The sequence below is a fragment of the Denitrificimonas caeni DSM 24390 genome, assembly GCF_000421765.1.
In the GTDB taxonomy this organism is placed as follows: domain Bacteria; phylum Pseudomonadota; class Gammaproteobacteria; order Pseudomonadales; family Pseudomonadaceae; genus Denitrificimonas; species Denitrificimonas caeni.
In genome coordinates, this window is record NZ_ATXQ01000011.1 from 73259 (window position 1) to 86461 (window position 13203).

Below are 13203 nucleotides of genomic sequence, written 5' to 3' on the forward strand. Positions count from 1 at the left end.
TGCAGCGAGAAGGCTTAAGTTATTTTTGCTGGCTTTGCGGCGTCACCCGAAGGATTTCTTCAATGGTGGTCAGTCCAGCGGCGATCTTTTGTGCACCGGATAAACGCAAACTGCGCATACCATCGCGGTAAGCTTGGTTTTTTAGTTTTACCAAATCAGTATCTGCCATAATTAATGGCTTAATTGCATCATTGAGCAGCATGATTTCATAAACACCGGCACGGCCACGATAGCCGGTATCGCGACACTCCAAGCAGCCCACCGCTTGCTGCGCGCCTTTCGGTAGTGGAGCACTCCATGGCTGAGTCAGCGTCTTCCAATCATCCTCAGCAATTTCAACCGGTGCTTTGCAATGCGGGCACAACGTACGTACTAAACGTTGCGCCATCACACCCAATAAGGTCGCCTTAAGCAAATAATACGGAACACCCAACTCAAGCAAGCGGGTTATGGCACTGGGCGCATCATTGGTGTGCAAGGTGGATAAAACTAAGTGGCCAGTTAATGCGGCCTGAATCGCCATTTCTGCGGTTTCTAAGTCACGAATTTCGCCGATCATGATGATATCTGGATCTTGGCGCATCAAAGCACGAATACCGCTGGCAAAAGTTAAATCAATATTATGCTGCACTTGCATCTGATTAAAGGTCGGCTCGATCATCTCGATTGGATCCTCAATGGTGCAGACATTCACCTCTTCTGTGGCCAACTGTTTCAGCGTGGTATACAGCGTGGTGGTTTTACCTGAACCGGTTGGCCCAGTGACTAAAATAATGCCATTGGGCTGGCAAGTCATGCTGCGCCAGCGCTGCAAGTCATCGCCAGAAAAACCCAATTGATCAAAGCTTTTTAATAACACTTCAGGGTCAAAAATACGCATCACTAACTTTTCACCAAAAGCTGTTGGCATGGTGGAAAGACGCAGCTCCACTTCATTACCATCAGGGGTTTTGGTTTTCACTCGACCGTCTTGCGGCTTACGCTTCTCGGCAACATTCATCCGCCCTAATGACTTTAAGCGGCTGACCACCGCCATCGTCACCTGCGCAGGAAACTGATAAACCGTATGCAAGACGCCATCGATACGAAAACGTACCGAACCTTGCTCACGCCGCGGCTCAATATGAATATCACTGGCACGCTGTTGGAACGCATATTGAAACAACCAATCAACAATATTGACAATATGCGCATCATTAGCGTCTGGCTCTTGATCGCTTGATCCTAAATTGAGTAACTGTTCAAAGTTACCAACACCACTGACAAACTGATCACCTGTCGAAGCGCCGCTGACTGAACGGGCCAAGCGATAAAACTCAGTGGTAAAACGCTGGATATCAGCTGGATTGGCTACTACACGCTTGATTGGACGACGCAATACATGGGCTAAATTATCTTCCCAACTGCGGATAAAGGGCTGCGCACTGGCAATGGTAACGCTTTCGCTATTGGCTGCTACGGCAATAATCTTATGGCGCTGAGCAAACGCATAAGACATCAATGGCGTGATTGACGCGACGTCAATTTTTAACGGGTCAATGCGTAAATACGGTTGCTCGGCCCACTCTGCAAGCCAAACCGTTAAGGTTTCCAGATCCAGCTTACGTCCTGGTCGCACCTGGTCATCCAACTGCTGACTCGCAATGTATTCCAGCGGGTGCATGTGCACGGTTGCCGCATCACCGCGGCGCGCTGCCAAACAATGCTCTGCTGTATTTTGATCAATACGTCCTTGCTTTACTAACTCAGCCAATACTCCATTTAAATCCAGTAAACGATCAGCTGCAGTAGAGACAGTGGATGGCATAAGTTCTTCCTATCTAACGCTTAGAGCACGGTACGCACGCTGTCCTTTGAGCAGACAGCGTGCATGTATCGGCAAAGCTTAACGCACTAATTGTTTCCAAGCATTGAGCGTGAGCACAGAACCTAAATGCTCTCGACGCAACACCAACAACTCTGCATCTAAGGGCTGTAAAGCCAGAGCATGCAGCTCACGCAAACTTCCAAACAAACGATCGCTATCGACCAGATCGGTCAACTGACGCGCCGTTTGCAACCAAGCTAATAAACGCTCAATGCGCGGTGCTTGTTCGGCTAAGTCTTCGGGTTGACGCATGTAGCGATGCACTTGCAATGCTTGTGCTTCGTCCTTTAAGAACTGCAATAACCAGTTCTGTAATGTTGCCGCACCTTGGCGTGCGCCACGCGCAGTGCGCTTGTGTTGCCACTCTTTATTTTGTAACCACAGCGCCATCTGCAAGGAGAAAACACCCCAGCGGCTATCATTGAGCTCATCAGCAAACGCCAATGGCGCAGCTTCGCGCGCGGCTTGATCGTCAGCGCCAGCCAGAATACGTTCACGCCAATCCTTGATCAGTGCATCCAACTGCATACGCAAAGCATTGCTGGTTTGGCGTGGTACGGCCTGGCCCAGACTGGCTAATACAGCACGCAGACTGACCAACTGTTGCAGCCATTGCTCAAGTAATTTCCAGTGACCATTAAAACGATATTGCTCAGCAAGACGCTGGCTATTACCTAAGAGCTGCCAAGTAATCGCAGCAAAAGCGTCATCCAGGGGCATATCGACAGATAACTCTGCTGGATCGGCAGCAACGCTGTAGCTATTGGCATCAAACAAACGGTAGCCACGCTCAGCCTTGCTGATATCACACGGCATCAACGCCACATCAGCGGCCAACTCTAAAGCCAGTTCAAGCAATGCGGCAGGATCACCTTCGCGCAACTCCAACTCAACTTCACAGATATCTTCCTGCTGCTCACCGGCGATCACTAAGCCTTGATCCAGCGCCACTTCAACAACCGTATCAACACCATCACGCAACCAGCGTATTTCGGCAAATTGACGCTTAAAGTCAGTACTAAATACCGCTTTTAATTGCTTTTTATCCAGCCCAGCTAAACTTTCTGGCCAGCAGCTGGCATCTAAGTGACTGAGCACTAAGCTATTACTTTTTAACGGCCAATCAAACTCATTGCGCTCAGATAATCCGGCGACACTGGCACCTTTACTCTTCAAGGTTTGGATCAATTGTTCGCCATCACGACGAATACGCAGTGCCACTTGGCTATTCGCCAAGGCAAAATCGTCTGTATCGTAATACCGATTAAGCAGCTCACGGGTCTGCCAAGGGCCTACACAACGCGCTGCTAAAACAGGGTGTTCAGGCAGCGTAGCAAGGCTCGCAGGGCTGATTCGGAGCTTTATTTCGGTTTCTTTAGCCATGTCATTCTCAATTCAAATTGTTACCAGTGTATCGCTATGCTGGTCGAACCCTATACCAGCACCGTATAATCTACGCTGTCATTGGAAATCGAGCGCAGTCTGTATGTCGATAAACCCGTTTGTTAGTTTGTTTGGTCGTTCGCCCATTGGGCCAATGCAGCAACATATTGCCAAAGCACACGAGTGTGCTTCAAATCTGGTGCCTTTTTTCCAAGCTGTGATAGCGGAAGACTGGTCGCGTGTTGAGCTTGTGCAACAAGAGATGTCTCGGCTTGAAAAAGAGGCCGATAAACTCAAGCGCAATGTGCGTATTCACCTGCCTAAAAGTCTATTTTTGCCGGTACCACGTTCCGACTTATTGGAACTGCTCAGTGTACAGGACAAAGTTGCCAACCGCGCAAAAGACATTGCTGGACTGATGTTAGGTCGGCAAATGGTGATTCCACAGCCTTTGCAGCCGATGATCTTAGCTTTCGTACAACGCTCAGTGGATGCCAGCGATCAAGCATTAACCGCGATGAATGAGCTGGATGAAATTCTCGAAACAGGTTTCGGTAACCGCGAAGTGAATCGCGTCACGGCAATGATTGAAGTGCTTGAAGACATTGAGCACGATACTGATCGCATGCAAATTGAAGTGCGCCGCACCCTCTTTAAACTGGAGAAAGACCTTCCGCCTGTCGATGTCATGTTTCTCTATACCATCATCGAATGGATTGGTGATGTCGCTGACCGCGCTGAGCGTATCGGCAACCGATTGGAACAATTGCTCGCGCGCTAGTTACCTAGCGCGTCCCACCTGGAACAAGCGGAATTTTTATGTCTCTTTTAACTGACTACGGCTTCATTCTATTAATGTTGGCCTGTCTTTTTGGTTTCTTTATGGCGTGGGGTGTCGGTGCCAATGACGTTGCTAATGCAATGGGTACCTCTGTTGGCTCCGGCGCACTAACTATTAAACAAGCCATTGTTGTCGCGATGGTATTTGAGTTCTGTGGTGCTTACTTAGCCGGCGGAGAAGTCACCGAAACCATCAAAAACGGCATTGTCGATATTGATGTTATGACTGCCGACTTATTAGTCCTTGGAATGATGTCGGCACTTCTAGCAGCCGGTACTTGGCTGCTGATTGCGACGAGTAAAGGCTGGCCAGTTTCAACCACTCACACCATCATTGGTGCCGTGGTTGGTTTTGCTGCTTTTGGCGTGTCATTTGATGCTGTGCATTGGAGCGCTATTCTACCAATCACGGCCAGCTGGGTAGTGACACCTTTTCTGTCTGGCATTTTGGCCTTTGGTTTATTCGTCAGCGTGCAAAAATTGATTATCAATACTGATAATCCTTTTGAAAATGCTAAGCGCTATGTGCCGGTATATATGTTTCTAACCGGCTTCATGGTCGCTTTGATGACCATTTCTAAAGGCCTTAAGCATGTTGGTTTAGAGATTAATAGCGAGCAAAGCGTTCTCCTTGCCGTCGGTATCGGCGTTTTAGTGATGCTACTGGGTATTATCTTACTGCGTCGGGTAAAGATTGCCCCTGATGCTAACCGCAGTACCTATTTTGCTAGTGTGGAAAAAGTCTTCGCTACTTTGATGATTTTCACTGCGTGCTCAATGGCCTTCGCCCACGGCGCTAACGATGTTGCCAACGCTGTTGGTCCGCTTGCAGCGATTGCCGGTGTGATTCAAAGCAACGGTGTAGCTGAATTAGGTGCCAAATCAGCAGTTCCAGCGTGGGTATTATTGCTGGGGGCAGTTGGTATTGTGATTGGTTTAGCCACCTATGGTTATAAAGTCATCGCCACTGTGGGTCGCGGCATTACTGAACTGACCCCAAGTCGTGGTTTTGCTGCGGAACTGGCAACTGCTTCAACCGTAGTTGGCGCGTCAGCAATTGGTTTGCCCGTTTCGACCACGCACACCTTGGTGGGTGCGGTGTTGGGTATTGGTTTAGCCCGTGGTATCAGCGCGCTAAACTTGCGCGTGATTGGCTCAATCTTTATGTCTTGGGCCATCACCTTGCCAGCCGGCGCCTTCCTCTCGATCGTGTTCTTTAGCATTTTGAAATTGATCTTTCTATAATGCTACACACTGAGTCTTTTTCGGGCACTGCGCGATTGCGTAATGCCTGAAAAAGCGGCAGTGTTGTTCTACTCAATGACAGCCAGTCTCTGCACTCATCTCTTAATCCTTTGGCTGTCGCCATGATTGGACGCTCTCATGCACGATTACGTTAACTCGCTCCGCCATTCATTGCCCTATATCAACGCCCACCGTGAGCGCACCTTTGTGGTCATGCTGCCTGGCGAAAGCATCGAGCATGAAAACTTTGGCAACACTGTCCATGACTTGGTGCTTTTACACAGTTTGGGTGTGCGCTTGGTTCTGGTGTTTGGCTCACGCCCGCAAATTGAAGCGCGTTTAACCGAACAAGGGTTAGGTTCGCACTATCATCAAGATTTACGCATTACCGACGCTGACACATTAAGTTGTGTGCTGGCCGCAGTTGGCCAGTTACGTGCTTTTATGGAAGCTCGCCTATCGATGGATATGGCGTCCTCGCCAATGCAAGGCGCACGCTTAAGAGTTGCCGGTGGTAATTTAGTCACAGCACGCCCTCTTGGGGTCATTAATGGCGTGGATTATCAGCATACTGGTGAAGTGCGCCGTATCGACAGCAAAGGCATCAATCGTTTACTCGATGATCGCACCATTGTGCTGCTACCGCCGCTGGGTTATTCGCCAACCGGTGAAACCTTTAACTTAGCCTGTGAAGATATCGCCACCCGTGCTGCCATTGAACTGCAAGCTGACAAGTTATTACTCTTTAGCGCCGAACAAGGTCTGCTTGACGCTTCTGGACAGCTGATCCGTGAGCTACCCGCGCAACATGCAGAACAACATCTACAACGCTTTAAAAACGCCAAGCAGCTAGAGCAAGCTGAACTTTTGCAGGCAGCAGTCAGCGCTTGCCGGGGCGGCGTGCCACGCTGTCACATTCTCAGCTACCATCTTGATGGCGCTTTACTGACCGAAACCTTTACCCGCGACGGTTGCGGCACCTTAGTCGATCAAGGTCAGTTCGAGCATGTCCGTGAAGCACAAATTGAAGATGTTGGCGGCTTACTCGAACTCATTCGTCCTCTAGAAGAAGAAGGCGTTTTAGTGCGCCGCTCGCGTGATCTCATCGAGCGTGAAATCAATCAATTCAGCATCGTTGAGCGCGACGGTTTAATCATTGCTTGCGCCGCTTTATATCCTTTTCCTGATGAAGCCACAGGTGAGCTTGCCTGTTTAGCGGTGCACCCCGAGTATCGCCACGGCAAGCGTGGTGATGTCTTGCTTGAGCGTATTGAGCAGCGAGCACGAGAATTAAACTTAAACTCGTTGTTTGTACTAACCACGCGCACAGCACACTGGTTTCAAGAACGTGGCTTTCAAGCTTGCACCTTAGAACAACTTCCCAGCGCTAAAGCATCCCTGTATAACTTTCAGCGTAACTCCAAGGTTTTTAGAAAAACCTTGAGCTAATAGTCTTTAGTAATAAAAACTATTAGAGTGCAAATATGTTGTTAAGGAGATGCTGAATAAATCAAAGAATGTCATTGCAAACGTAGCGAAGCAATCCAATTAGCTTTATGTATCAGCATGTTAGCGATTGCCGCGTCGCGTCGCTCCTCGCAATGAGGTAATTAATCAGTGCTTCCTTAAATATTGTCTGATATTCAACAACTTTCAACGCAAGCCTCAATATTTCATTGACGCTGATGCGTTTATAATAATTAAGGAGAACACCCATGAGCAAAGGCAAAACCCTCGCATGGGCCCTGTCCATGACCCTCGCAAGCATCACCTTGGGCGGCATGGCGCAGGCCGAAGAAAAATACATCACAATCGGTACAGGTGGTCAAACTGGTGTTTACTATGTCGCTGGGCAATCCATCTGCCGTTTCATTAACCGTGACAGCAAAACCAGCGGAATACGCTGTAACGCACCGGCCAGTGGCGGCGGTGTGGCCAACGTAAATGGTATTCGCAGTGGCGAATTCAATTTTGGCGTGATGCAATCTGATCACCAATACAAAGCGATGAAAGGTTTAGCACCTTTCGAAGCAGAAGGTCCGATGGAAGATATGCGCGCACTTTTCTCCTTGCAGAGTGAAGTATTCACCGTTCTGGCCCGCCGTGATGCACACATTGCGAATTTCGATGACTTAAAAGGTAAGCGCGTCAATATCGGTAACCCAGGTTCTGGTCAGCGCGACACGCTTGAAGAAATCATGGAGAAAAAAGGCTGGGATCGTAAAAGTTTTGCTTTAGCTTCCGAGCTTAAGCCAGCCGAGCAAGCCAGTGCCCTTAATGACAACAACATTGATGCTATGACTTACTTTGTTGGTCACCCCAACGGCGCTATTCAAGAAGCCACAACCACTGTGGATGCAGTTTTAGTACCAGTAACGGGGCCTGAAATTGATGCGTTATTAGCAGAGAAGAGCTACTACACAAAAGCAGAGATTCCAGGTGGCATCTACACGGGTAACGATCTGCCAACGCCGTCCATCGGTGGTAAGGCAGTGCTGTCAACGAGTAGCAAAATCAGCGCAGATTTAGTTTATCAAATGGTTAAATCAGTGTTTGATAACCTTGATCGCTTCAAGCGTTTACACCCAGCCTTTAAAGATTTAAAAGCCGAGGAAATGATTGAAGTCGGTTTATCAGCGCCGCTGCATGAAGGTGCTGTACGCTACTACAAAGAGCGTGGCTGGTTGAAATAAGCGTTCTCAGCTCGTTGCATCATCTTAATACGTCAGCACTCGAGCAGGTGCTGACGTATTAACCTCTTTAGATTCCAAGCAGGTTCACTGCCATGTCAGACAAACACCTTTCCGCCGAAGAACTCATTGCCCAAGACTCAGGCGCGCGCTTACCTGATGGCCTTATGGCGCAGATTATCGCCAGCCTTGCTTTACTCTGGTCACTGTTTCAGCTGTGGATTGCTTCACCTTTGCCGTTTATCTTTCGCATCGGTGTGTTTAACGATACGGAAACACGTTCAATTCACTTAACCTTTGCGCTATTGCTAGCCTTTTTAGCTTATCCAGCTTTCAAGCGTTCGCCACGCAATCGTGTGCCTTTAGTGGACATTGCCTTAGGCCTCGTAGCCGCCGCCAGCGCCGCTTACCTCTTTATTTTTTATCAAGACTTGGCATTACGCCCTGGTACTTTGACCACTGCTGATCTGATTACCGCATGTATTGGTATTCCGTTATTACTCGAAGCGACGCGGCGTACTCTAGGGCCGCCTCTAGCAGTGATTGCCTTATTGTTTTTGACCTACAGCATTGCTGGCCCTTATATGCCAGATATGCTGGCCCACCGCGGTGTAAGCTTTACTGCTTTGGCTAATCACCAATGGATCACCACCGAAGGTGTATTCGGAATTGCTTTGGGCGTTTCCACCAGTTTTGTCTTCTTGTTTGTGCTGTTCGGTGCGCTACTTGAGCGCGCAGGCGCCGGCAACTATTTTATTCAGCTGGCCTTTAGTTTGCTTGGCCACATGCGCGGTGGTCCGGCGAAAGCCGCAGTGGTCGCCTCAGGCCTGACCGGTATGATTTCCGGTTCATCCATTGCTAACGTGGTGACCACCGGTACTTTTACTATTCCAATGATGAAACGCGTGGGCTTTTCAGCGGAAAAAGCAGGTGCGGTTGAAGTAGCGTCATCGGTTAACGGACAAATCATGCCGCCGGTGATGGGGGCCGCAGCATTCTTAATGGTTGAATATGTGGGTATTCCCTATGTTGAGATCATCAAGCATGCGTTCTTACCAGCAGCTATTTCCTATATCGCTTTGCTCTATATTGTGCACTTAGAAGCATTAAAATTGGGCATGCAACCCATTGGTCATTATCAACCAAAACCTTGGTTGCGCCGCTTAACTGGGTTTGCTTTTGGTATTGCTTTAATTTCTGGTATTTCATTACTGGTCTATTACGGTTTAGGTTGGCTCAAACCCGTACTGGGTGAGCACGCTCTATTAGGAATTGGTATCTTACTGGCCATTACCTATTTGAGCCTATTAAAAGTTGCCGCTAGCAACCCGCCACTGCCGATTGAAGATCCGAATACATCCATTGAAGAATTGCCACAAACCCGTGCAGTACTGCTGTCTGGTTTACATTTTATCTTGCCAGTTGTAGTGCTGGTTTGGTGTTTAATGATTGAGCGCTTATCGCCTGGCCTGTCTGCGTTTTGGGGCAGTGTGATGCTGGTTTTTATTTTACTGACACAACGTCCTATTTTGACTTGGATGCGTACCGATCGAAGCTATAACCATGGCGGCTGGCTTGATGGTGTTATTGATCTGCGCGAAGGCATGATTGCTGGTGCGCGTAATATGATAGGTATTGGTATTGCTACGGCTGCCGCTGGCGTGATTGTCGGTGCAGTATCACAAACGGGTGTAGGTTTGGTATTGGCGGACCTGGTAGAACTGCTCTCTATGGGCAATCTGCTGTTGATGCTGATGTTTACAGCCGTGTTCAGTTTGATTCTTGGTATGGGTTTGCCAACCACGGCGAACTATATTGTAGTTTCTAGCTTATTAGCGCCAGTGATCGTTACCTTAGGTCAACAAAATGGTTTAATTGTGCCATTGATTGCTGTGCACTTATTTGTTTTCTATTTCGGCATTATGGCTGATGTCACACCACCCGTTGGACTGGCCTCCTTTGCTGCGGCCGCGGTGTCTAAAGGTGATCCAATTAAAACTGGAGTTCAAGCTTTTTACTACAGCTTGCGTACCGCTGCACTACCCTTCTTGTTTATTTTTAATACTGATTTACTGCTGATTAATATCAGTGTCATGCATGGCGTTTTAATTTTTATTGTCGCCACCATTGCTATGCTAATTTTTGCAGCGGGGACACAAGGCTGGTTTATCACGCGCAGTCGCTGGTATGAAAATATCCTACTACTGCTCGTTGCTTTTACCTTATTTAGACCCGGTTTCTGGATGGATATCATCCATGATCCTTACCAAGACGTTGCACCTAGCCAGCTCATTCAAACACTTGGCCAGGTCGATGAAGGCAGCAGTTTACGTTTACGCATTCAGGGTGAAAATGAATTGGGAGAGCCCCATGAGTTTGTGGTCTTACTACCTGTTCCTTCTGGCAATGACGGCGAGGAACGTCTCAACGCCCTTGGTTTTACTTTGATCGAAGAAGACGGCAAGACTTTAATTGATAATGTTGCCTTTGCCAGCCAGGCCGCTGATTTAGGTTTAGAGTTTGATCAGCAAATTATGAAAGTACGCGCGCCTACTGATCGGATGCGCAAAGAAATCATGTGGATTCCTGGCTTGTTACTACTGCTTGCAGTCAGCGCTTTGCAATGGCGTAGAAAGCGCTTAACTGCAAAGAAGGTACCTGTGCCGGCCAATTCCATTGCGCATTAATTTAAGGACGCGGAAAACAGCATGAAGCAATCTATTCTCGTTACGGGCGGCGCAGGTTATATCGGCTCACATACCACTTTAGCTCTGCTAGAGGCAGGTCATGAGGTGATTGTCTTGGACAACCTCGCCAATAGCTCGCTAGAGTCGCTACGCCGTGTTGAAAGTATTTGCGCCAAAGCACCGACCTTCATTGAGGGTGATATTCGTGACCGTGCTTTACTGGACTCTATTTTTTCTCGCTACTCAATCGCCGCAGTATTGCATTTCGCTGGATTGAAAGCGGTTGGCGAAAGCGTACAACAACCACTGGCTTATTATGAAAATAACGTCAGCGGCAGTGTTGTATTATTTCAAGCAATGGCTGCAGCCGGTGTATTTAATCTGGTGTTTAGCTCATCCGCAACTGTGTATGGCGAGCCTAAGCAGATGCCAATTAGTGAGAAATGCCCGACCGGTATACCGACCAATCCCTATGGCCGCTCGAAACTAATGGTGGAAGAGGTGCTGCGTGATTTATCCATCTCGGAGCAACGTTGGAGTATTGCGTTGCTGCGTTACTTTAATCCGGTTGGAGCACATCGTAGCGGCCTGATTGGTGAAGACCCCAATGGTATTCCTAATAACCTGCTGCCTTATATCAGTCAGGTTGCTGTGGGCAAGCTGCAACAGTTATCTGTCTACGGCGATGATTATCCAACAATAGATGGCACAGGGGTACGAGACTATATCCATGTGGTCGATTTGGCTGATGGCCACTTAAAAGCTTTAGATGCCATTGCTAAATCGCAAGGCGTACATATTTGGAATCTGGGTACAGGACAGGGTTATAGCGTTTTGCAGATGATTGCAGCCTTTGAGCAAGCCGCCAAAGTGGTTGTGCCTTACAAAATAGTCGATCGCCGTAGTGGTGATATTGCTGAGTGTTGGGCAGACCCGAGCAAAGCGGCTACAGAATTAGGTTGGAAAGCACTGCATACTTTAGACGATATGATGCGTGATACTTGGCGCTGGCAAAAAAGTAATCCAGACGGTTTTAATAGCTAAATACAAATAACGGTCAGCACATGCTGGCCGTTTTTGATTATGCATCTATTCACCACATTTGCTGTGTAGCTTGCTGACAGCGCCGCTGATCACTGAGCACTACTGCGCTGTAGCTGTGACAAGCGCAGTCAGGGATGACGTAGCGCCGTCGCAGAAACATGGATGGGTTCGTCGACAAGAGAACAGTTGTAGCGCAGGGCGGCATGCTCAGCGTTAGGATTTTAGGCGATCAAGGCGCTTTCTTGCACTTTAAGAATCGCCTGCAAGAAGTACGCGTGCCGTACCGCCCTTATGCTGCTTTTCCCTCAACGAGCCGTCCGGGCTCGATTCGGGCGCTTCGCCGTCCCTGGCTTCGCTTGCCGCAGCACAAGGGACGTGCTCGTTAATCATTTGTGTTGCCTGCTCTATTTATGCCAGTTTCATTCAAAGTATTTTGAGTTTTGAGAATATTACAATGATGACTTTTAGAGCCACGGCTCAATCAGCCTGCAACTGTAGCCACAGGCAAACCGACTCACTGAAACTGATAAAAAGCTCTTAGTGATACACGAACACACGCACTGACTATCTAGCAGACGGCGCCGCTGATCAATGAGCACTACGCTGCAGCTGTGGCAAGCGTAGTCATGGATGACGTAGCGCCGGCGTTGAACCCTGGATGGGTTCGTCGACGGGAGAACAGTTGCAGCGCAGTGCGGCATGCTCAACGTTAGCTATTCAATCAGTTAACGCTCCTGTAAGCCGCAGACCTTATGCATCACTCATTAATCATTACCGGCGTCTGCTCGCGAGGAAGTATCTTTAAAGCTCAAGGCTATCGCGGGTATGGCCCGCTCATACGGGGATTGTCGAGGCTGATCTCGGCTTACTGGGCCCGACTGTGATTTATTTTCATTGTGCATAAAAAAACCCCAGATCATTGCTGACCTGGGGTTTTGCTGTAGGCGCTTGACGATGACCGACTCGGATTCGTGCCATCCAGGCACTCACCTTTCTGGCAGCCTAGGGCTGTCCAAACACGTTCCCGACGCGTTTGTCACATGGGGCTTCGCGCCCGTTATACAGTGACTGAAGTTCACTTCGGATAAGCCAAAAAAAAGGCTACCCGTTAGGGTAGCCTTTCTTATTTGGCGCTTGACGATGACCTACTCTCACATGGGGAGACCCCACACTACCATCGGCGATGCATCGTTTCACTTCTGAGTTCGGGAAGGGATCAGGTGGTTCCAACGCTCTATGGTCGTCAAGCAATTCTTTTTGAGGAGCCGTTTCCCACTGTTGTGGTCATCGTCTTCTCTAATTAGGTGTGTGATAGTAGCATAATTTGTGCGTTTCGCGAACTTTCGGTTCACAATTCGTCTTCCCAAATTGTTTGGGTGTTATATGGTCAAGCCTCACGGGCAATTAGTATTGGTTAGCTCAATGCCTCACAGCACTTACACACCCA

The 13203-nt window shown here is 48.6% G+C and carries 8 protein-coding genes and 1 rRNA gene; 6 read left to right on the plus strand and 3 right to left on the minus strand.

The genetic code is table 11. The features are described from left to right. Positions 1-19: 19 nt before the first annotated feature. Together H591_RS0113395 and H591_RS0113400 are read right to left on the minus strand one after the other, a co-directional pair. Positions 20-1807 (minus strand): GspE/PulE family protein, encoded by a 1788-nt coding sequence (locus tag H591_RS0113395; protein WP_022967478.1) that lies wholly within the window; start codon positions 1805-1807, stop codon positions 20-22. Positions 1808-1885: 78 nt separating this feature from the next. Then, entirely contained in the window at positions 1886-3250 is a 1365-nt protein-coding gene (locus H591_RS0113400) for a CYTH domain-containing protein (RefSeq protein ID WP_022967479.1), read from the minus strand. A 103-nt stretch (positions 3251-3353) separates the two neighbouring features. Here H591_RS0113400 and H591_RS0113405 point away from each other — a divergent pair, with 103 nt between their 5' ends. From H591_RS0113405 to galE, 6 genes are all read left to right on the plus strand, one after another. Continuing rightward, complete coding sequence (locus tag H591_RS0113405; protein WP_022967480.1) at positions 3354-4031, plus strand: TIGR00153 family protein; 678 nt, start codon at positions 3354-3356, stop codon at positions 4029-4031. 38 nt (positions 4032-4069) lie between these two features. Further along, positions 4070-5335 carry an inorganic phosphate transporter gene (locus tag H591_RS0113410; RefSeq protein WP_022967481.1) on the plus strand — a complete coding sequence of 422 codons (1266 nt, stop codon included), beginning with the start codon at positions 4070-4072 and terminating at the stop codon, positions 5333-5335. Positions 5336-5473: 138 nt separating this feature from the next. After that, entirely contained in the window at positions 5474-6784 is a 1311-nt protein-coding gene (gene argA / locus H591_RS0113415; protein ID WP_022967482.1) for an amino-acid N-acetyltransferase, read from the plus strand. Between the two features lie 266 nt (positions 6785-7050). Next, positions 7051-8028, plus strand: a complete 978-nt coding sequence (locus H591_RS0113420) for a TAXI family TRAP transporter solute-binding subunit (RefSeq protein WP_022967483.1) — start codon at positions 7051-7053, stop codon at positions 8026-8028. A 92-nt stretch (positions 8029-8120) separates the two neighbouring features. After that, positions 8121-10712, plus strand: a complete 2592-nt coding sequence (locus tag H591_RS0113425) for a TRAP transporter permease (RefSeq protein WP_022967484.1) — start codon at positions 8121-8123, stop codon at positions 10710-10712. Positions 10713-10733: 21 nt separating this feature from the next. Then, positions 10734-11756: a UDP-glucose 4-epimerase GalE gene (gene galE / locus H591_RS0113430; protein ID WP_022967485.1), complete on the plus strand. Its 1023-nt coding sequence runs from the start codon at positions 10734-10736 to the stop codon at positions 11754-11756. A 1132-nt stretch (positions 11757-12888) separates the two neighbouring features. Here the strand turns inward: galE and rrf are convergent. Beyond that, positions 12889-13004, minus strand: a 5S ribosomal RNA gene (gene rrf / locus H591_RS0113440). Between the last annotated feature and the right edge of the window lie 199 nt (positions 13005-13203).